Below are 21,151 nucleotides of genomic sequence, written 5' to 3' on the forward strand. Positions count from 1 at the left end.
TACTACATTTTAATTAATAAAAAAGCTCTGTAAAATTTAATTTACAGAGCCTTATATTTTTATAGTATCATCACTAGACTTCTTCTTGAACTCCCGTTTTCTTACCACACATAAATAGTAATACATATCCTATGATCCCCCCAAGACCTGAAGCAATTAGAATACCTAATTTTGCTTGATCTGGGAACTCTGGATGTATATTAATATCAAATGCTAATTCAGTAACGAATAATGACATCGTAAATCCAATCGCTGCTAAGAATCCTAATCCTAATAAGTTAAGATAAGTCATTCCCTTAGGCATTGCTACTACTTTAAGCTTTATTAATAATGCTGTTAATCCTGAAACTCCTAACACTTTTCCTACTAATAGACCGAATGCTACACCTAATGTCACAGCACTTAATCCACCGTCTCCTATACTAATCGGAATAGCTGCATTAGCTAACGCAAACACTGGCATCACAAAGAATGCTACAAAATTATGCATACTGTGCTCTAAACGAATAGAAGCTGGTAACGCATCTGTAGCTAAATCTTTAATATCGTGCACACATTCCATCTGATCTCCTGTAAGGTTAGGAATCTTATCATCTGGATCTATTTTGCTAAAACGATCTCTCAGCATATTTAATTTAGACACGAAGTACGATTCATGTACCTTCGCTGTACTTGGTATAGCGAATGCCGCTAATACTGCTGCGATAGTAGCGTGTACTCCTGATAACAAGAAGCATAGCCACACCCCACCGATACCGATGATCGCGTAGTATATCGTATTTCTAATTCCCACTAGATTACTGATTACTAATAATCCGAAGAACCCTAACCCCATACCTAGATTAGCTAGAGATAAGTCACTTGTATAGAACATAGCGATAACAAGTACTGCTCCTAAGTCATCCGCAATCGCTAAAGCTGTCAAAAACACTTTTAACGAAGTAGGTACTTTATCACCTAATAAATATAATACTCCTAATGCAAAGGCAATATCTGTAGCCATCGGGATTCCCCATCCATGAGCCGCATCTGTTCCACCATTAAATACAGTATATACTAGAGCTGGTACAGCCATACCACCGATAGCAGCGATAATAGGTAACATCGCCTTCTTAGGAGATGATAATTCTCCAGTAGTTAACTCACGTTTTAATTCTAAACCAACCACAAAGAAGAAAATAGCCATCAGACCATCATTCACCCAATGCTTTAAAGAGTGGTTTAAAGTCATATCATTTAATGAAAACCCTATCTGGTTATCATCCCAAAAACTCATGTAAGCATCTGCCCATTGCGAATTTGCCATAAAAATAGCAAATACAGCAGCTAAAAATAATACTACCCCACCAGACGTAGATTTACTCATGAATCTACTCATGGGTTTTGCAATCCACTTGTCTGCAGGTGTCTCTCTAATTTGATCTTCCATTATGTTGTAAAATAAATAATAGCGAATATATATTTTCTCCGCATTTTACACAAATTTCTACTGTGTTTTTTACAAATAACTAAATTTACATCAGCAATAAACTTTTTATTTTAAATAATTCACATTTAATAATTAAATAGAACTGTTCCTTAAACTCCTTGCTCTTAATACAAAAAAACATGACTTTTTTTATCAATCTAAAAAATATCTCCTTACCTTTTCATAGACTGTTTAAAAAATAAAGAAACTATAGCACTACCATATTCTAGTCTGTCTTGTTATTTTTCAATGGAATAACAGCCAAAATTATACAAACACTACTTTTATTTTTTTTGTCTTAAAGTTCTTCATTTTCGCTAATCAAAATACTATTCCTAAATACCCTTCTCTACTTTATACTATTTGATCACTAATCTTTCTATTTAGTTTTACTATACTAGCACATTGCTAGGGGTATTCTTGCACATTCCTTCGACAAAATGGCCTTCTAGGCTAGTAAACCCCTAGAATACTCCTAGCAAACCCCTATAAAGTGCAAGCCAAACGAGATATAGATTACTTAAAGCTCCTTTACATACGTTTTTTTACCAATACTCATATTATATACACAATGAGAAAAAAGCAATACGAGGGTAATTCATCACAAGTTCAGATGACATCATGAACAGAAATACACTAGTGTAAAGTCTCAGATCACGATTCTCTGATAGCGCAATAACTTTTAGCATATATTAATAATGTATAACTCTTAAGATTAAGTATATTTGTACTTTCATAAACTCATACTATGGATACAATCTTAGACTCAAATATAGAACCTAAAGCTAAACCAAAGTGGCTTCGTGTGAAACTTCCTACTGGGAAGAAATACACTGAACTTAGAGGTTTAGTAGATAAATATAAACTGAACACAATCTGTACCTCAGGTAGTTGTCCTAATATGGGAGAATGCTGGGGAGAAGGAACTGCTACATTTATGATATTAGGAAATATCTGTACGCGTTCTTGTGGATTCTGTGGGGTAAAAACAGGACGACCAGAAACAGTAGACTGGGATGAACCTGAGAAAGTAGCTCGCTCGATCAAATTAATGTCTATCAAACACGCTGTTATCACTAGTGTGGATAGAGATGACCTTAAAGATGGTGGGTCTATTATCTGGGCAGAAACGGTACAAGCTGTGAGAAGAATCAGCCCTGGAACTACAATGGAAACACTGATACCTGACTTCCAAGGAATAGAGAGAAATATCGATAGAATCATAGAGGTCAATCCTGAGATCGTGTCTCATAATATGGAGACTGTTAGAAGACTGACTCGTGAAGTGCGTATCCAGGCTAAATATGACCGAAGCCTAGAAGTACTTAGATACCTAAAAGAAAAGGGAATCAATAGAACTAAATCTGGTATCATGTTAGGACTAGGAGAAACAGAAGAAGAGGTAATCCAGACTATGCATGACCTTAGAGCTGTAAACCTAGATGTACTAACGATAGGACAATACCTACAACCTAGTAAAAAGCACTTGCCCGTGAAAGAGTTTATCACTCCTGAGCAATTCGAGAAATACGAAAAGATAGGGCTAGAATTAGGATTCAGACACGTAGAAAGTGGTGCCTTAGTTCGCTCATCTTACCGAGCGCAAAAACACCTTTTATAATATAAATAAGGTCGCGTTCTCCGCGACCTTCTTCTTTTTACACTTATGAGTAAAATAAAAATAGCAATAAATGGTTTTGGCCGTATAGGCCGTAACCTTTTTAAACTCCTTTTAGATCATCCTACCATAGAGGTAGTCGCTATAAATGATCTGGCTGATACGCAGACCATGTCTCACCTACTAAAATATGATAGTATACATGGCATACTGAATAAAGAGGTAAGTTATGACAAGGACCATATCATCGTAGCGGGTAAGAAAATAGCCTTCTTTAGAGAGAGTGAGATAACAGGTCTGGACTGGAAAACGTTAGATATAGACTATGTCATAGAAGCAACTGGACGTAGAAAAACCTATAGCCTATTAGAACAACATATCCAGCAAGGAGCTAAACGTGTAATCTTATCTGTACCACCAGAGGACAATGTCATCAAGACTATCGTACTAGGTGTGAATCACCATATCTTGACAGGAGAAGAGCTTATCATCTCTAATGCGAGCTGTACGACTAATAATGCTGCTCCTATGGTCAAAGTAATTAAAGAATTATGCGGTATAGAGCATGCTTATATCACTACGGTACACTCTTATACTACTGACCAGAGTCTACATGATCAGCCTCATAAAGATCTGAGAAGAGCTAGAGGTGCTGCTCAGTCTATAGTCCCTACTACTACAGGAGCTGCAAAGGCATTGACTAAAATATTTCCTGAATACGAAGGCAATATTGGTGGTGGTGGTATACGAGTACCTGTGCCTGATGGATCACTAACAGATATTACCTGCATCGTCAAAAGAAAGGTAGAAATAGAGGAAATCAATGCGGCATTCAAAAAAGCTGCAGAAGGAGAACTAAAAGGGATCTTAGCCTATACTACAGATCCTATAGTCTCAGTAGATATCTTAGGGAATACAAACTCGTGTCTATTCGACTCTCAACTAACTTCTGTCTTAGACAAGATGGTAAAAGTAGTGGGATGGTATGACAACGAAATCGGTTACTCTTCTAGATTAATAGACTTGATTACCTATTTCGAAAAGATAAAGAAGTAATTTTTATTTTAAAAAAAGATATAAAAAAAGCGTTATCAATGTATTGATAACGCTTTTTTTATAGTGTAATGAGAATTACTTTTTCTCATTTAATTTTTGACTCATTTCCATAGAGATCGCAGAGCGCTCCATCTGTAACTTACCAGCCATAGTCTCGATAATTACTGTAGTTTCGTGTAATTCATTGATTCTACCGTGAATTCCAGACTTAGTAACAATACGATCACCTACTTTAATACTAGCTTCATAAGCTTTCTCTTGTTTCATTTTCTTTTGTTGTGGACGAATCATTAAGAAATAGATTACCACGAACATTAAAACTATAGGTAAAAATTGTTGTAAATTTTCCATTTGGTATTATTTATAGGTTATTAATTACTACGAAGACCTACGTTAGCTTTAATCGTAAGTGTCTCTTCTCCTTTTTTTGTATTCGTAACCAAAGTTACTGTTTTTTGTTGTTGTCCTTCTGCCCCTGTTTGAAACTTAACAGTTAATTTAGAAGTTTCCCCTGGCTTAATAGGTGTTTTTTGATATTCTGGAACTGTACATCCACAAGAGGCTGTAGCATTAATAATAATTAAATCAGCTTTACCTGTGTTCTTTAATTCAATTTCAGTTGTTACAGATTCATTATTTGCAATATTCCCGAAATCGTGTACTGTTCTATCAAAAACAATCTCTGGATACTCTCCATTAGTTTTGTTACTTTCTACTTTAGCAGCATTCTCTCTGTCAATCAAGCTAGAAGCAGCATTGTTCTCTTTACAAGAAACTACTGTAAAAGCTAACCCTAATGTTAATAATAAAAATTTTCTCATAGTTCTTTACTTAGTTTAGAAAGGTTATAGCAATCCTTTCCCGATTTTATTAAGTCTATTCTCGTCATTATAAACTTTAGAAATATTATCTAAAACTCCATTGATAAAAATACTACTTTTTGCTGTAGAATACTCTTTTGCAATCTCTAAATATTCATTAATTGTCACTTTTACTGGAATAGAGCTAAACTTCAAGAATTCACAGATAGCCATTCTCAGGATGATTGTATCTAATTCTGCAATACGCTCAGGATCCCAGTTAGGTGTTTTATCTTCAAACTCTTGTGTTAATTCCGCAAAGTTTAGAATCGTCTTTCTATAAAGATTAATAGCGAACTCTTGGTCTTCTGAGTCTTTATAAACCTTCGGTACGATGAACTGTACGTCTCTTTCTTTTAGCTTGCGAAGTTGTTTTTGGATCATGGTATTCACCACAGGAATATCATCTAACCAAGTCAGTTTACTGTCTTCTAAGAACTCATAGATCTTCTCATTAGGTGCGATAACTTCTGTAAAGATGTCACATACGAACTGACGATCATCTTCAAAAGTCACTTCACTCTTAGCCATATAAGCTTTAAAGAAAGTACTCTCTTTCACTTCGTCCAATAACATTTGGATATAGTTATCGTGTACTTGCCATGTAGTAATCTTCTTCTCCTCTATCTTATTCGATATAGAAGTAGAGCTTTCTAATAGGTCTAGAACTCTGTTCTCGATAAAACGCTTGCTTGGGTTTCGTTCTGCGGCAGTAGCTAAATGTTTTTTTTGTGCTAAGGAGATATACTCGACTTCTTTTTTTCTAATCTCTACTAAGGTTGTAATCATTAATAAGTATAGATCTTGTATATTCTCTATACTATTGATTAGAAACTTTTCTCCTGACTGAATTTGTTCAGAATTACTTTGTTGCATTGCATAAAGCGTTTGCATAACCTTTATACGAATGTGTCTTCTGTTTAACATGCTACTTAAGAACTTTAAAAAAAATAAATTATATGTTGTTTGTATAACGAGGGCAAAGGTATAAAAATATACTTTTAATCAAATCAGAAATTTAATAGAACTATATAATTTAACTTGAATTTTAATAATTTATTTAAAACTCTAAAATTTAGGATCGCTAATAATCCTTTATCTTTGCATAGCTAGATAGGCTTTTTTTGTCTAGTTTTATCAATTATTAAAAATGCTTCTATATAGCATTTATACCAAGTATGAGCGCATTAAGTCAATTAAATAAGTATTTCTATAAATATAAATATCGTTTCTTAATAGGTGTTATTATTACCATAGTAGCACAGATATTTACATTATACACCCCTAAACTAGTCGGAGACTCTATCCGTACACTAGAACAGATGACCGTCTTCGATAAAGGAGAAGTGACTTCTATCCTACTGAATAATATTCTGTGGATACTGATAACTACCTTAATAGCAGGATTCTTAACCTTCTTAATGAGACAAACACTGATCGTGATGTCACGCCATATCGAGTTTGATTTAAAGAATGATGTGTTTAAACATTATGAGGTGTTGTCTCAGAGTTTCTACAAAAAAAATAGAACTGGAGACTTAATGAACCGCATCAGCGAAGATGTAGGTAAGGTAAGACAGTATGTAGGACCAGCAGTGATGTACTCTATCAATACATTAATCCGTTTTGCGGTAGTACTGACACAGATGTACTTAATCTCTCCACAGTTAACCCTGTATTCGTTAGTACCACTTCCATTGCTTGGATATTTTATCTACAAATTAAGTAAGCAGATTAATGAGAGAAGTTCTATCTTCCAAGCCAATCTATCCAAACTAACCACCTTCTCACAAGAGATGTTTTCTGGAATAAGAGTAATCAAAGCTTATTCTATAGAACAAGAAAAACAAGATGAGTTTAGAACACTAACTCAAGAGAGTAAAGACAAATACTTAAACTTAGCTAAATCTAGTGCTTTAATAGCACCACTGATGATTTTCTTAATCGGGTTGAGCAACTTGGTGGTGATCGCTGTCGGAGCCTTAATGTTCTTTAATGGTAGTATCCCTGATATCGGTATCATCGCTCAGTTTATCCTATACATTAATATGCTGACATGGCCTATTGCTTCTATTGGTTGGGTATCTTCAATGATCCAAGAAGCAGAAGCTTCTCAAAAGCGTATCAACGAGTTCTTAAATGAACAACCTGAGATATACAATACGAATCCTAACCAGACTAACGTAGAAGGGAATATCACCTTTGACAATGTGTCATACACTTATGATGACACTGGTATACAGGCTCTAAAGAATGTATCCTTCACTTTAGAAAAAGGAAAAACACTTGCTATATTAGGTAAAACAGGTTCTGGTAAATCTACACTACTAACACTAATTAGTAGAATGTACGATGTCACTAGTGGAAATATCTATATAGATAATACACCTATCAAAGACTGCAATCTAAAAGATCTGAGAAACAGTATCGCTGTAGTACCTCAGGACGCTTTCTTATTCTCTGATACCATCAGTAATAATATTAGATTCGGTAAAGAAGACGCTACTGAAGAAGAGATCATCGAAGTAGCTAAAAAAGCTGTTGTACACGATAATATCACTCAATTCAATGAAGGATATAACACTACGCTAGGAGAAAGAGGACTTACGCTGTCTGGAGGTCAGAAACAACGTGTTTCTATCGCTAGAGCACTGATAAAAGACGCTCCTATTCTTATTTTAGACGATGCATTATCTGCTGTAGATACAGAAACTGAAGAGAAAATACTACAAAATCTAGAAGAACACAGTAAAGAAATCACGACACTAATTGTCACACACAGAGTTTCTTCTGCTAAGAATGCAGACCAAATAATCGTGCTAGACCATGGTCAAATCGTAGAACAGGGTACACACAACGAACTTATAAATACTGATGGGTACTATAGAGAGTTGTACCAAAAACAATTAAATGAAAAAGAATTGTTATAAATAGTTGGTTTATTAGGTTTTTTTTTAGACTTTTGAATGCTATATGAACAAATCAATTAATTGATAAGAAGGAATTATGAGAGATAACGAAATGTTAGAAAAAGAAGAAATTTTTTCAAAAGTACTAAGAGCGGGTAGAAGAACTTATTTCTTTGATGTTAGATCTACAAAGGCAGATGACTATTACATAACAATTACTGAGAGTAAAAAGTTCACGGAAGAGGATGGATCTTTTCACTTTAAAAAACACAAAATCTATTTATACAAAGAAGATTTCGGTGCTTTTAGAGAGATCTTAGATGAGATGACTCAATTCGTAGTAGATCACAAGGGAGAAGAAGTTATTTCTGAGAGACATCAAAAAGATTTCAAAAAAGAATATCAGTCAGAGAATGAGGTAAATTCATTTACTGATGTTAGTTTTGACGATATTTAATAGAAACACACAAAATAAAATAAGTCCGAGTTCTTTAACTTGGACTTTTTTTTTACCTTTGAACTATTAAATCATAGGCAATGATGTCTGCCTCGAACCGCTTCTCTATAGAATGCTGATGACGTCTAACATAATAGTATACTAATGTAAAACTGAATGATAGACTATGCATTTTAATTTCTCAAGCTTTAAACAAGCTTTCAATCCAAAAAACATTTCTTTTTCGCTACTGATAAGATGGTTTATTATTATCTTATTATCTGGAATATTAATAGGTAGTATATCAGCGCTATTTCTATATGTATTAGAGGAGGTGACGTCTATAAGGGGAGTACACAGTTATTTATTATATGGTTTACCTGTTGGTGGGTTCTTAATAGGACTATTATATTACTATTATGGCAAAGAGGCTAATCAAGGGAATAACCTAATCATCTCAGAATACCACATTCCCTCTAAGACAATACCTTTCAGAATGTTTCCTTTAGTGTTACTAGGCACTTGGGTTACTCATCTATTTGGAGGATCAGCTGGGCGTGAAGGTACGGCTGTGCAAATGGGAGGTACTATAGCAGATCAGCTTAATAAATACTTACATCTAGGCTCTGAAGCTAGAAAGACAATCCTTTTGATGGGGGTTAGTGCTGGATTTGCATCTGTATTTGGCACTCCTATAGCAGGTATTTTCTTTGCATTTGAATTAATGCTTCTAAGAAATTTTAGACTTCATAGTGTATTACCTGTTGTACTGACAGCTTATATAAGTCATTACAGTTGTATCGCCTGGGGAATACATCATACTATGTACACTGTGGATGTCCCTATCTCCAATATGATAACTACGTTGCTGAAATGTGCTGTAGTAGGTGTCCTTTTTGGTCTAACAGCTTATCTATTCATCTTGTGTTTACAAAAATGGGGACAGCTTTTTACAAGAACAATACCCTACCCTCCACTAAGACCATTTGTAGGAGCGCTACTCTTTATACTCTTAATCCACACCATAGGTAATGAAAGCTACTTAGGACTCGGTGTTCCAACGATCGTAGATTCTTTTATGACCCCCATGAGCTCGGAAGTATTTATACTAAAGATAGTATTCACAACATTAATCTTAGGTGCGGGTTTTAAAGGAGGAGAGGTGACCCCTCTATTCTTCATAGGAGCTACACTGGGTAGTTATCTATCTATCTACGCAGGCTTACCTATAAGTCTTATGGCTGCTTTAGGCTTTGTAGCTGTTTTCGCAGGAGCTACTAAAACACCTCTAGCTTGTACATTTATGGGTATAGAGCTTTTTGGCATAGAATATGCTATATTACTAGCAGTAGTATGCTTTGTAGCCTATTTTACATCAGGGAAACAAAGTATCTATAGCGAACAGTTTAAAAACAAGAATAAGATAATAGATATAAAATTGAAATAAGTGTATATAATCAAAGGATAAATAGCATATTTTCAAAGCACTAGTAGTAAATCAGTATTAAATTATCAATATGATATTTTCAAGGCTTTATATTCACAAAATTATAATTACAAAAACGAGGTAAATTCAAAATCTTTGCTACCTTTGCTTCGTAAATTTCATAAGGTATTGATTGATTTGAGACTAAGAAATTAGTGCAATCTTCATAAAATAACTTGTGAAAAAGAATAACAAAATAAACGCTAATTCTATTACAAACTAAACAACAAAAGATTGCATTAAAATTCTATTTTATGTTTCACAAAAAATTTTTAAATCGGTTTACATTTGGACAATTAACGATGGCTATCGTTTTCCTTTACCTTATTTACGCAATTACTTCATTTGTATTGTACCAATCAACTGCTAGTATAGTAAATATCGTTATTTCAGGTTTTCTTGCAACACTTGCTATAATCGACAAAATACAAAACAAACATACAATTCGTAAAAACTACCCAATTTTTGCACGATTCAGATATATGTTTGAATCAATCAGACCAGAGATGCGTCAGTACTTTTGGGAAGGAGAATTAGACGGAAAACCATTCAATAGACGTGAGCGTTCTATTGTTTATCAAAGAGCGAAAAACGAGAAACAAACTGTTTCTTTCGGTATGCAAGATGACCCTAACCGCATCGGTTACGAATGGGCTTCTCACTCAGTATATCCTAAACATATATCAGATACAAACTTCAGAACTACTATTGGTAGCGACTTATGTAGCCAACCTTATAGTGCAAGTGTTTATAACATTAGTGCGATGAGTTACGGTGCATTAAGTAAAAAAGCTATTACTGCTCTTAACGAAGGAGCTAAGATTGGTGGTTTTGCACATAATACAGGAGAAGGAGGTATTAGTCAATACCACCGTTCAGGAGGAGATTTAATTTGGCAAATCGGTACTGGATACTTTGGATGTCGTAATGAAAAAGGTTTCTTTGATGATACTTTATTCGAAGAGCGTTCTAACTACCCAGAGGTAAAAATGATTGAACTTAAATTATCACAAGGTGCTAAGCCTGGTCATGGAGGTCTTTTACCTGCTGAGAAAAATACAGTTGAGATTTCTAAAATCCGTAGTATTACTCCTCACACTACAGTACACTCTCCATCAGGACATACAGCGTTCTCTAACCCTACTGAGTTAGTTCATTTCATCGCTAGATTGAGAAAACTATCTAATGGTAAACCAATTGGTTTTAAAATCTGTATTGGTAAAAAAGATGAGTTCTTAGATATCGTAGCTGCAATGGTAGAAACTGGTATTCACCCTGACTTTATCACTATCGATGGTGCTGAAGGAGGAACAGGAGCTGCTCCACTAGAATTTATCGATTACATGGGTATGGCATTAAATGATGCTTTAGTGTTCGCTAATAAAACATTAATCGAAAACGGATTAAGAGATAAAATAAAAATACTAGCTTCAGGACGTATCATCTCTGCTTTTGACATTGCTAAGACAATGGCTTTAGGTGCAGATGCTTGTTATAGTGCTCGTGGTATGATGTTCGCTTTAGGATGTATCCAAGCTCTACAATGTGATAGTGGTCACTGTCCTGTAGGTATCGCAACTCAAGATGAGACATTATACAAAGGATTAGATGTTACAGATAAGAGAATGCGTGTTGCTAATTTCCACAAAAACACAATGAAAGCCTTAGGAGAATTCATCAGTGCTTGTGGATATGAAAATACTCAAGAGGTTAACCCTAAAACATTCTACAAACGTATTGACCACGGAGTGATCAAAAGTTTCCAAGAAATGTACTTCGGTAACTTAGATACTAGAAAAGTAAAATAACAAGCTAACTAAGCTTCGTTTATACAAAAGACCACAAAGTTATTGTGGTCTTTTTTTATATTAGCCCTATAAAAACAACATAATAATAAACACATTGAAACTTAAACCAAAACATTGGGTGACGCTAATTATCCTTTCCTTAATATGGGGATCGTCTTTTATTCTTATCAAGCGAGGTTTAGAGTATTTTACTCCTATACAAGTAGGTGCGCTTAGAATTACTTTTGCAGGTTTATTCTTATTGCCTATTTCTCTAAAACATATTAAAAAATTACCTAAGAAAACATTTCACTGGTTATTTCTTACTGCTCTAGTAGGAAGTTTTATACCTATGTTTTTATTCCCTATAGCAGAAGTACATTTAGACAGTTCTATAGCAGGAATATTAAATGCCTTAATGTCAATATTTGTAATTGTATTAGGAGTTCTATTTTTTAAATATCAAACACATCTTGGTGAAGTTACTGGAGTTATCCTATCCTTTATAGGCGTAATTCTATTATTACAGTCTCCTGATTCTACAGGTCTAGTCTCAAATGATTGGTTTTATCATTTGTTATTGGTAATCGCTTCCTTAATGTATGCTTATAGTGGATTATTGACACAAAAATACATGGGTAATATCCCTCCTATTGTTTGGACAGCATTCATAGAATTAGTCTTACTTATACCTGCTCTCATAGTACTTACCTCTACAGGTTTTTTCCAAACTATTGGTGAACATCCTGAAGCATTAAAAGGACTTGGTTTTGTCTTTTTATTAGCTCTATTCGGTAGTGCCTTAGCTAATATTTATTATTATAAACTAATACATGAAACAAATGCTAGCTTTGCCTCTTCCGTATCTCTACTAATGCCTTTAGTAGCTTTTTGTTGGGGACTATTAGATGATGAAGTATTAGGTGCCTTGCAGATTTTAGGTGGTATACTAATCGTAGCGGGGCTTTACTTTGGGAGAAAAGAAATAAAACTTCCTATTTTAAAAAAGAAAACAATATAAAAAAAGAGTATCAAATTAATGATACCCTTTTTTGATGATTTATTCAAATGGTAAATTATTTAAATCAACATTACCTCCTGATAGAATTATACCTACTTTCTTTCCTGCAAAAGAAGGTCTTTCTTTTATTAATACTGCTAAAGCAACAGCACTACTTGGTTCTACAACAATCTTCATACGTTCCCATATCAATCGCATAGAACTAATAATTTCATTTTCTCGTACACGTATAATTTTAGAAACATGATCTTTAATAATAGGGAATGTAATATCACCTAGCTGAGTACGCAACCCATCAGCAATAGTATCTGTAGTCTCATTACACTCAATCTGCCCACTCATTAAAGAACGATAGGCGTCATCAGCTTCTAAAGGTTCTCCTCCTATTACTTCTATAGTCTCTTTACCAAAAGCTTTGGCTGCTAATGCAGTACCAGCAATTAAACCTCCTCCACCTACTGGAGTGATAATAACATCTAGATCAGGGTACGCTTCTAATAATTCCATAGCAGCGGTTCCCTGCCCCATAACAACGTCTATATTATTAGATGCATGTATAAATGTTGCTCCAGTATCTTCTATTACTTGGTTACAAATACGTTCTCTAGACTCTAATGTAGCTATACAATCTATAATCTCCCCTCCATAAGCTATAACTGCATTACGCTTAACGTCAGGTGCATCTTTAGGCATTACAATATAACATTTCACTCCTAAATATTTAGCTGCAAGAGCTAAAGCCTGAGCAAAATTACCCGAAGAATGAGTGATTACTCCTCTCCCCCTTTGTTCTTCTGTCAACTGAAGAATAGCATTCGAAGCTCCCCTCATTTTAAACGCGCCTGCACGTTGAAAATTCTCACATTTAAAGTATAAATCGTTACCTAAAAAGTTTTCTATTTGACCAGATTCCATAATTGGAGTATAACGTGCATACGGTCGAATACGTTCTAAACAAGCTAAGAAATCCTCTTTCATAAAATGTAATCATTTAAACAAAAAACTCCCAACGTAAGTTGAGAGTTTTTATATAACTTATTATTTTACGTCCATTAACTCTACGTCAAATACTAAAGTTGCATTTGGAGGAATAACTCCACCTGCACCTGCTTCTCCGTATCCTAAGTAAGAAGGGATAACAAATCTAGCTTTATCACCAACGTTTAATAAAGCAATTCCTTCGTCCCAACCTTCGATTACATATCCTTGACCTAATGGGAATTCAATAGGTTTTTTTCTTTTATAAGAGCTATCGAACTCTTGTCCATTCGCTAAAGCACCTTTGTAGTGTACAGAAACAGTTTTCCCTTTCTCTGCTTTCTTACCAGTACCTTTCACGATCATTTGATATCTTAATCCACTTGGAGTTTCTTCAAAACCTGCAGATAATTTTTCTACTTCTACTAAAGCAGCTTTTTTAGCTTCAGCTTCTCTTTTCTCTCTAGCTCCTTCGAAAGTTCTGAAAGCTTCAATAGCATTCCATTTCTCAGCAGCTTCTCCTACTCTTACAATCTCTACAGACTCTAAAATATCTCCTTGTGCAACTGCATCTACGATATCTTGTCCTTCAACAACTTTACCAAAAACAGTATGTTTACCATCTAACCAAGGTGTAGCAACATGGGTAATAAAGAATTGAGATCCATTAGTACCAGGGCCTGCATTAGCCATTGATAATACACCTGGACCATCATGTCTTAAAGCTGGGTGGAACTCATCATCAAATTTATAACCTGGACCTCCAGAACCTTGACCTAAAGGACAACCTCCCTGAATCATAAAGTCAGGAATAACTCTATGAAATTTAAGACCATCATAGTAAGGTTTACCTTGTGGACGTGCACTGTTTTCTAAATTACCTTCTGCTAAAGCTACGAAGTTACCAACTGTACCAGGTGTTAACTCTTCTGTAAGCTTTACTAATATTGCTCCTTTTGATGTGTTGAACTTAGCGTAAATACCGTTTTCCATTGTTCTAATTTTTATCGTTTTTGAATTACTTCACTTAGCCCTAAGACTAATTCTTTCTTTTATGATTTCTTATTTGCAGCAAGATATACTACTAGAGATAATAATGCTAAACACATACCTCCTATGCATACTCCACTCCATCCAAAAAACTTCCACAAATATAGTCCAAAAGCCGAGCCAAAAGCAGTTCCAAGGAAACTAAATGACATATAGACAGTATTTAATCTATTGCGTGCTTCGGGTAAAAGGGAATAAATACGCGTTTGATTAGATACATGTATAGTCTGTAATCCTAAGTCTATCAAAACAATACCTATAATAAGACCTATTACTGAGGTACTTGAAAAATAAAATATCACAAAACTTAAGAATGTCATGAATATGCCATATAGTATTAGCTTTCTAGCTCCTCCAGCTCCACCGACTTTCCCTACTAAAGGAGCTGCAAAAGCACCACATGCTCCAATCAGTCCAAATGCTCCAATTACAGCAGAATCATAACCGAATGGCTGGTTGTGTAAAAGCAAGACCATTGTAGTCCAAAATGCACCAAACTGAGCAAAAGCCAAAGCTGTAATACCTGTAGACTCTCTTAAAATAGGTTGCTCTCTGATTAAAACAAATAAAGATTTATAGAGATCTATTACTTTTCCATTAAAACTTGGCTTATTATAAGGTAATCGAATCTGAATCATAATTACGATAACAACACTTACTATAGTAGCTATCCAAAACATACCTCGCCATCCTAACCACACACCTACAAAACCGCTCAATGTTCTAGAAAACAAAATACCTATCAATAACCCACTTACAACTGTTCCGATCACTTTGCCACGTTGCTCTTCAGAAGATAAACTCGCAGCTAATGGCAAGACTAATTGAGGCACAATAGAGGTTGCACCTAATACAAAACTAATTATTTGTAATAGAAAGAAATTTTGAACTACTGCTGTTAATGCTAATGTAATAGTAGCAAATATAGTTGTTATAATTATTTGTTTTTTGCGTTCTAACATATCACCTAAAGGAATCATTAAAAACATTCCTACAGCATATCCTGCTTGTGTCAGATAAGTAAGTGTTCCAGCTGAAGCTTCAGAAACACCAAATTCTTCTGATATCAAAGGAATTAAAGGTTGACAATAATATAAGTTAGCAACAATTAATCCTGTAATCGCTGCCATAAATAGCACATTTGATTTTGATAAACTCATAGATACAAATTTAGACTAATTCAGATGTAGAAATCTTAAGCTAGCGTAAGAAATTATAATTTTTACAGTAAAATTAGAAGTATTACAACAGCCTATTTATTTTATTGAGACTCATGACTATCATAGAACTTAGTTTCTACTCCTCATAATTACATTCTAAAAAAGCTATATGCCATTCCTTATAATAAAGTACTGAACAATCCATAAATCGTAAGGTATTTTACTTTAGACAATTTCAATAGACCTAATAAAAAGCTATTTTTGCAGTAAAAAATGAAGAATATACTATTCTTACTTCTCGCTATACTCTTAGAAACTATCGCTACCACTACGCTTAAAGCTAGTGAAGGTTTTACTAAACTAGTTCCTACTGGTATTACTTTATTAGGTTATGCAGGCGCTTTTTATTTACTCAGCTTGACCTTGCGTACTATTCCTATTGGTATCGCTTATGCTTTATGGTCAGGAATTGGAATTGTATTAGTGACTATAGCTGCTTATTTTTTATATAAACAAAAACTAGACACTCCTGCCTTGATAGGAATAGCTTTTATAATTACAGGAGTATTAATCATTCAGCTTTTTTCAAAAAGTCAAGCCCACTAATACAATTTTGTAGGTTACAGAATACAATTGTACATTTGCCAAAATATCAAGAGTAATTATGCGCATAGACATTATTTCCGTTTTACCAGAATTAATAGAGAGTCCTTTTCAAGCCTCAATCTTAAAAAGAGCTATAGAGAAAGGATTAGTAGAAGTACATTTTCACAACTTACGTGATTATAGCACTAATAAGCATAAGAATGTAGATGATTACCAATTCGGTGGTGGTGCTGGAATGGTTATGAGTGTAGAGCCTATAGATAAATGTATTACTGCATTAAAAACAGAGAGAGAATATGATGAAATAATCTATATGACTCCGGATGGGGAAACTTTAAACCAACAAATGGCTAATGGAATGTCTATGCTTAAAAACATAATCATTCTATGTGGACACTACAAAGGAGTAGATCAACGTGTACGTGATCATTTCATTACAAAAGAAATTTCTATAGGAGATTATGTATTATCAGGAGGAGAGCTAGGAGCCGCTATTTTATGTGATGCTATTATCCGTCTTATCCCAGGAGTGCTTTCTAATGAGACTTCGGCTTTAACTGATAGCTTTCAAGACAACCTATTAGCACCTCCTATTTATACAAGACCATCTGAGTATAAGGGATGGAAGGTTCCAGATGTATTACTAAGTGGAAACTTCGCTGCTATAGATAAATGGAGAGAAGATATGGCTTATGAACACACCAAAAAAAGAAGACCAGACTTATTAGAAAGAGAAGATTAAACAGTCATTCTACTAGTTAAAAAAATAATAAGAACAGGGATAATCAGTTTATGATTTATCCCTGTTCTTTATTTATAAGGTGTTTTTAATTTTTATTTTATCTCTTAATATACACCTATATAATATTGGTCTACTCCTGTTGTTATCGTAGCTCCTAATTGTCCTTTTCTAGCTGTTGATTTAACATCATAAATGTAAATATTTCCCTTTCCTGAAACTGGTGCTAAAGCAATATAGAATTTCCCATCTCTTACAACTGATGTTTGGTATTGTGTCAACCATAAGTTAGCAGGTACTTCTAAATCTACAGCCGTTTTATTATTTAAATCTATACGAGCCAATCCCCATGCATGAGTAGTTGTTGGTTTACCATCAGGATCTACTCCCATCTCAATCTCAGGTGCATCAAGCTTTTCATAAGGCATATAACCTATACCATCTCCAACATAAAACCACCCATTACTTGAAACTTTCTTACCTCCTAAAGCACTACCTAAATCAAATTTAAATGTAGTATCATATCTACCATCTTTAATTTTAGCGATATAAGTTTTATCTGCCCCGTTTACCATTTGAAGAACTTCTTTATTATTATTAACATATAAAGTTGGAGTACGATATCCGTTAGTACTTCCAACGACATGTTCAGTTGTAATTACATCTGTTTTAGATAAATTATTTTTATCTACGACCAAAGTAAAAGTTTTATCTGTAGGCTTTCTTTTTCCAGTATTCGGATCATAAAGACTAACAGCTGCTCCATAATACAACTTACTATCAACTAATACTGGTGAGTCAATTCTGCTGATATAATATCCTTTTTTAGTAAATTCCTCACTAAGCTTAACATTGATTTCTTTTTGTGCTCCAGGTAAAAATGACCATCCCTCTAAATCTATAAGAGCTATACTTGCAGTAATCTTATGCCCCAAATATTCACCAGATCCATTTTCTCCGGCATGTTGAGGCGCAGCAGTGATATAATGTACAGATCCTATATCTTCATTAATTTTAGTAAATCTACCTGTTTTCGTCCCTAGCACAGGAGCTGACTCAATATGTCCAACCTGAGTGTAATTTTGCCCACCTTTGTGTTCATATTTTCTCAAATCACCTACTGTATAATTTAAATTATATACATACTTCCCGTCTTTAGATACATATATTCTAGATGTTCTAGATGAAGGCATCTGAAATCCTTTTTTATTAAAACTGATTTCTCCTTCTCCTAGTTTATCTACCCCTTGTAAATAAGTAGCTGACTGTGATCCCGATCCACTAGCATAAGCTAATTGAAATTGCTTACCTTTAAGTTCCTCTACTGTATCTGGGCTAGAATTATCATCAGATGAACATCCTATTGTCATTAATGCTAGTCCTGCAAATAATAATGTACTTTTAAAAAATTTACGTTTCATAGTTTTTATTATAATATTAAAAAATTGAATAAGTTACTTTTCCATAAAAAGCTCTTCCTGGTTTTTGTAAACCAAAATTGTCATATATCCTTTGATTAAAAATATTCTTCATATCAAAACTTACTGTTGCTTTTTTATTAGAGAACTGATATATCACTCCAATGTCATTAGGATATTGAGAAGGTATTTCATCTAAATTAGTCCCCCCTACATTAGACCAGTTCCTCAAAAATTTCTTTACATAGTAAACATTGTAATTCACAGAAAAGAAATCTCCTTTCGATAAAACATGATTAAACTTATAACTCAGATTAGCATTTAGTTTAAATGAAGGCTCATTTCTTATCTGCGTTTTGTAGTATAAATATGGATTGCCATCTTTATCAAATTGTTTATTAAATAATACATCAAACTTAGATAGTGCTAGATTGAACGCTAAACGTTGTTTAAAAGAATAGTTTAATTCTATATCAAAACCTCTACTTAATACATCATCTAAATTTTCATACCTAGTAAAGATTCCTTTTGAGTCAATACTCTCTCTAATCATTCCTTTTACATTTCGATAAAAGTAAGTAGCATTTAAGCTCATTGAGTGGTCTTTAAAGTTAAATGGTCCTGCTATAAACCCTACATTATAGTTTGTACTTTTCTCAGGATCAAGACTAAATGAAGGTAATAGATTATCTGCATTACTTCCAAAAAGCTCAGATTCTTCTGGCAAGCGAATTGCCTTTTCTGCAGAACCTAATAAGTACAATGGTTCTAACAATTTATAAGATACACTTACCCCCACTCCATTATGATCAATACTATTATTTATTTTCTTAGTCTTATATAAATCACCAACTAATGGCTTATTAGTATCTTTATAAGGTTCATTAGAGACTGCCTTCTGATGATATAGTTTATAGAATAAATTGGTTTGAAGCCTATTGTCAAAAAGTTTATTCTCATAGCTAAACGAGAGTATATCCTTAGTCAAATCTCTTGTATTAACTAATCTCATAACAGCTACTGGTTGCAAAACATCAGTTATTCCTCTTTCAAAGCTGTTATAGAAATAGTTAATACTCAGCTTATGGTTAGGTATAAATTCATACCCCACATTTGCACGAACAACCCAAGATTCATCTTTGTTCTTTTCTAATGTTTTTTGGGATGCTACTTCTGCACCACTTGTATATTTCAGTGGTTTCCCTAAAGGATCTCTTATTACAGTTCCACTCCAATCGTACATATTACCAACTGTATCGATAACTTGTCTAGTTAAATCACTATAAGATAAATCTAACTTTACCTCTAATCCTTTTATTAATAAATCTTTTTTTTCGTAATTAAGTGTTGCTACATAAGATTCTCTCTTAGTATTTCTATCCCCGTATACATTCTCCATAGTAATACCATGCTGAATCTCTTTTCTATTTCCAGAAACAATTCCGCCAATAAAAAATTTATCTGCCCATTTCACATCTGTGAAACCTACATCTACTTTAGTTCCATAAGATTTATAACCATCGTGAAAGCGCTTAGCTCCATTCTTTGGATAACTTACATTTCCTTGATAATCCACATATCTAATATGATCTCCATAGACTTTATAATCATTATCACTATAATTATAAAACGCATTAGCTCTAACAGTCAGTCCATTTTTATCATTTCGATATCCTCCATTGACATTATACTGGTGCGTATTAAAAGAGCCAAAAGAGCCACTAGCACTCAAAGTATTAGTCATTTTCTGCTTCAATACTACATTGATAGCCCCTCCTAAAGCGTCTTGTGATAAATAAGTAGGCACTACACCCTTATATACCTCTATACGTTCTATCAAAGCTGGAGGAATACTGTTCAATGAAAATGAACTACCATAATTACTTGCTGGTACTCCATCTATAAATACCCTCACCGCGTTTCCAGACAAACCATTCAAATTATAATTCACCCTAGAGCCTAACCCTCCATCTTGTCTTATTTTAACTCCTGCAGTTCTATCAAGTATTTCATTCGTTTGCAAAGACATCAGTGACGCCTCTTTCATTTCTATAACACTCACTGCAAAACCTTTAGTTTCAAGATCTCGTCTCTCTGTTTTGACTGAAATAAGCATTTCTTCTAGATTGTGTCCTTTAGATTCTTCTACTGTAACCAATAAATTACTTTTAGAATCCTTAAAGTCAATTTTTATTTTAAAATCAACTATTTCCATAGACTTCACATCTAATATATATTGGCCATAATCTACATTTTGAATAGAAAACTCTCCTTCATCATTTGTCTCACTATACAAGTTTCCTTTATCTAAGCTAACAACCGCGTACGCTATAGGTCTTCCATCTTTTAGTTTAATTACTCCTGATAAAGTTCCCTTTTGAGCAACCATGAACATTGGTATAAGTAGCGTTAAAACATAAATAACATATTTACTCCAAGTAATATTTCTATAACTACCAAACACTTCTTTTTTACTCTTTTTTGTAGCCAAATATTTTTTTATACTAATAATTCTAAACACCCTTCAATATATTTTTTTAAATAAAAAGTCATTTTTAA

Annotated in this window: 18 protein-coding genes and 1 riboswitch; of the genes, 9 read left to right on the plus strand and 9 right to left on the minus strand. The window is 33.9% G+C overall.

Annotated elements, in window-relative coordinates; translation table 11 throughout:
- Positions 1 to 73: 73 nt before the first annotated feature.
- Complete coding sequence (nhaA, locus tag HX049_RS02200; protein WP_286413682.1) at positions 74 to 1,429, minus strand: Na+/H+ antiporter NhaA; 1,356 nt, start codon at positions 1,427 to 1,429, stop codon at positions 74 to 76.
- Positions 1,430 to 2,216: 787 nt separating this feature from the next.
- Between nhaA and lipA the strand changes: the two genes are divergently transcribed.
- Together lipA and gap are read left to right on the plus strand one after the other, a co-directional pair.
- Positions 2,217 to 3,089, plus strand: a complete 873-nt coding sequence (gene lipA, locus HX049_RS02205) for a lipoyl synthase (RefSeq protein ID WP_041889613.1) — start codon at positions 2,217 to 2,219, stop codon at positions 3,087 to 3,089.
- 45 nt (positions 3,090 to 3,134) lie between these two features.
- Positions 3,135 to 4,142 carry a type I glyceraldehyde-3-phosphate dehydrogenase gene (gene gap, locus HX049_RS02210; protein WP_286413686.1) on the plus strand — a complete coding sequence of 336 codons (1,008 nt, stop codon included), beginning with the start codon at positions 3,135 to 3,137 and terminating at the stop codon, positions 4,140 to 4,142.
- 75 nt (positions 4,143 to 4,217) lie between these two features.
- On the opposite strand, the gene yajC is transcribed toward gap, so the two are convergent.
- From yajC to nusB, 3 genes are read right to left on the minus strand one after another with little or no spacing between them, the layout of a single operon-like run.
- Positions 4,218 to 4,493: a preprotein translocase subunit YajC gene (yajC, locus tag HX049_RS02215; protein ID WP_006256993.1), complete on the minus strand. Its 276-nt coding sequence runs from the start codon at positions 4,491 to 4,493 to the stop codon at positions 4,218 to 4,220.
- Between the two features lie 20 nt (positions 4,494 to 4,513).
- Positions 4,514 to 4,963 (minus strand): DUF1573 domain-containing protein, encoded by a 450-nt coding sequence (locus HX049_RS02220; RefSeq protein ID WP_286413688.1) that lies wholly within the window; start codon positions 4,961 to 4,963, stop codon positions 4,514 to 4,516.
- 24 nt (positions 4,964 to 4,987) lie between these two features.
- Positions 4,988 to 5,929, minus strand: a complete 942-nt coding sequence (nusB, locus tag HX049_RS02225; RefSeq protein WP_286413690.1) for a transcription antitermination factor NusB — start codon at positions 5,927 to 5,929, stop codon at positions 4,988 to 4,990.
- 251 nt (positions 5,930 to 6,180) lie between these two features.
- Here nusB and HX049_RS02230 point away from each other — a divergent pair, with 251 nt between their 5' ends.
- The 5 genes from HX049_RS02230 (at position 6,181) to HX049_RS02250 (ending at position 12,641) form a co-directional block, all read left to right on the plus strand.
- The gene (locus HX049_RS02230; protein WP_286413691.1) at positions 6,181 to 7,932 is read left to right on the plus strand and encodes an ABC transporter ATP-binding protein; all 1,752 of its coding nucleotides are present in this window, start codon (positions 6,181 to 6,183) and stop codon (positions 7,930 to 7,932) included.
- Between the two features lie 76 nt (positions 7,933 to 8,008).
- Positions 8,009 to 8,368, plus strand: coding sequence for a PUR family DNA/RNA-binding protein (locus HX049_RS02235; protein ID WP_041889599.1), 360 nt, complete (start codon positions 8,009 to 8,011; stop codon positions 8,366 to 8,368).
- Positions 8,369 to 8,435: 67 nt separating this feature from the next.
- Positions 8,436 to 8,503, plus strand: a riboswitch (Fluoride riboswitch).
- A 31-nt stretch (positions 8,504 to 8,534) separates the two neighbouring features.
- Entirely contained in the window at positions 8,535 to 9,794 is a 1,260-nt protein-coding gene (locus HX049_RS02240) for a chloride channel protein (protein ID WP_286413693.1), read from the plus strand.
- A 293-nt stretch (positions 9,795 to 10,087) separates the two neighbouring features.
- The gene (locus HX049_RS02245; protein WP_286413694.1) at positions 10,088 to 11,641 is read left to right on the plus strand and encodes an FMN-binding glutamate synthase family protein; all 1,554 of its coding nucleotides are present in this window, start codon (positions 10,088 to 10,090) and stop codon (positions 11,639 to 11,641) included.
- 94 nt (positions 11,642 to 11,735) lie between these two features.
- Positions 11,736 to 12,641 (plus strand): DMT family transporter, encoded by a 906-nt coding sequence (locus tag HX049_RS02250; protein WP_286413695.1) that lies wholly within the window; start codon positions 11,736 to 11,738, stop codon positions 12,639 to 12,641.
- Positions 12,642 to 12,680: 39 nt separating this feature from the next.
- On the opposite strand, the gene HX049_RS02255 is transcribed toward HX049_RS02250, so the two are convergent.
- From HX049_RS02255 to HX049_RS02265, 3 genes are read right to left on the minus strand one after another with little or no spacing between them, the layout of a single operon-like run.
- Positions 12,681 to 13,619 (minus strand): pyridoxal-phosphate dependent enzyme, encoded by a 939-nt coding sequence (locus tag HX049_RS02255; protein ID WP_286413696.1) that lies wholly within the window; start codon positions 13,617 to 13,619, stop codon positions 12,681 to 12,683.
- Positions 13,620 to 13,679: 60 nt separating this feature from the next.
- On the minus strand, positions 13,680 to 14,612 hold the full coding sequence (locus HX049_RS02260) for a peptidylprolyl isomerase (protein WP_286413699.1): 933 nt from the start codon (positions 14,610 to 14,612) through the stop codon (positions 13,680 to 13,682).
- Positions 14,613 to 14,671: 59 nt separating this feature from the next.
- Positions 14,672 to 15,829, minus strand: a complete 1,158-nt coding sequence (locus HX049_RS02265; protein WP_286413700.1) for an MFS transporter — start codon at positions 15,827 to 15,829, stop codon at positions 14,672 to 14,674.
- 273 nt (positions 15,830 to 16,102) lie between these two features.
- Between HX049_RS02265 and HX049_RS02270 the strand changes: the two genes are divergently transcribed.
- Both HX049_RS02270 and trmD read left to right on the plus strand, forming a co-directional pair.
- A complete protein-coding gene (locus HX049_RS02270; RefSeq protein WP_286413701.1) occupies positions 16,103 to 16,435 on the plus strand; it encodes a DMT family transporter in 333 nt (110 codons plus the stop codon).
- 58 nt (positions 16,436 to 16,493) lie between these two features.
- Complete coding sequence (trmD, locus tag HX049_RS02275; RefSeq protein ID WP_286413703.1) at positions 16,494 to 17,177, plus strand: tRNA (guanosine(37)-N1)-methyltransferase TrmD; 684 nt, start codon at positions 16,494 to 16,496, stop codon at positions 17,175 to 17,177.
- A 104-nt stretch (positions 17,178 to 17,281) separates the two neighbouring features.
- Here the strand turns inward: trmD and HX049_RS02280 are convergent, their stop codons facing one another.
- The gene (locus tag HX049_RS02280; RefSeq protein ID WP_286413705.1) at positions 17,282 to 18,595 is read right to left on the minus strand and encodes a hypothetical protein; all 1,314 of its coding nucleotides are present in this window, start codon (positions 18,593 to 18,595) and stop codon (positions 17,282 to 17,284) included.
- A 16-nt stretch (positions 18,596 to 18,611) separates the two neighbouring features.
- Positions 18,612 to 21,083 (minus strand): TonB-dependent receptor, encoded by a 2,472-nt coding sequence (locus tag HX049_RS02285; RefSeq protein ID WP_286413706.1) that lies wholly within the window; start codon positions 21,081 to 21,083, stop codon positions 18,612 to 18,614.
- Positions 21,084 to 21,151: the final 68 nt, after the last annotated feature.

The sequence above is a fragment of the Myroides odoratimimus genome (genome assembly GCF_030326305.1).
Classification (GTDB): Bacteria; Bacteroidota; Bacteroidia; order Flavobacteriales; family Flavobacteriaceae; genus Flavobacterium; species Flavobacterium odoratimimum_A.

Coding starts and splice junctions, on each gene's coding strand:
- nusB (WP_286413690.1), bottom strand. CDS start 5,929: ATGTTAAACAGAAGACACATTCGTATAAAGGTTATGCAAACGCTTTAT.
- nhaA (WP_286413682.1), bottom strand. CDS start 1,429: ATGGAAGATCAAATTAGAGAGACACCTGCAGACAAGTGGATTGCAAAA.
- lipA (WP_041889613.1), top strand. CDS start 2,217: ATGGATACAATCTTAGACTCAAATATAGAACCTAAAGCTAAACCAAAG.
- HX049_RS02230 (WP_286413691.1), top strand. CDS start 6,181: ATGAGCGCATTAAGTCAATTAAATAAGTATTTCTATAAATATAAATAT.
- HX049_RS02265 (WP_286413700.1), bottom strand. CDS start 15,829: ATGAGTTTATCAAAATCAAATGTGCTATTTATGGCAGCGATTACAGGA.
- HX049_RS02240 (WP_286413693.1), top strand. CDS start 8,535: ATGCATTTTAATTTCTCAAGCTTTAAACAAGCTTTCAATCCAAAAAAC.
- HX049_RS02245 (WP_286413694.1), top strand. CDS start 10,088: ATGTTTCACAAAAAATTTTTAAATCGGTTTACATTTGGACAATTAACG.
- HX049_RS02270 (WP_286413701.1), top strand. CDS start 16,103: ATGAAGAATATACTATTCTTACTTCTCGCTATACTCTTAGAAACTATC.
- HX049_RS02280 (WP_286413705.1), bottom strand. CDS start 18,595: ATGAAACGTAAATTTTTTAAAAGTACATTATTATTTGCAGGACTAGCA.
- HX049_RS02220 (WP_286413688.1), bottom strand. CDS start 4,963: ATGAGAAAATTTTTATTATTAACATTAGGGTTAGCTTTTACAGTAGTT.
- HX049_RS02255 (WP_286413696.1), bottom strand. CDS start 13,619: ATGAAAGAGGATTTCTTAGCTTGTTTAGAACGTATTCGACCGTATGCA.
- HX049_RS02260 (WP_286413699.1), bottom strand. CDS start 14,612: ATGGAAAACGGTATTTACGCTAAGTTCAACACATCAAAAGGAGCAATA.
- yajC (WP_006256993.1), bottom strand. CDS start 4,493: ATGGAAAATTTACAACAATTTTTACCTATAGTTTTAATGTTCGTGGTA.
- HX049_RS02235 (WP_041889599.1), top strand. CDS start 8,009: ATGAGAGATAACGAAATGTTAGAAAAAGAAGAAATTTTTTCAAAAGTA.
- gap (WP_286413686.1), top strand. CDS start 3,135: ATGAGTAAAATAAAAATAGCAATAAATGGTTTTGGCCGTATAGGCCGT.
- trmD (WP_286413703.1), top strand. CDS start 16,494: ATGCGCATAGACATTATTTCCGTTTTACCAGAATTAATAGAGAGTCCT.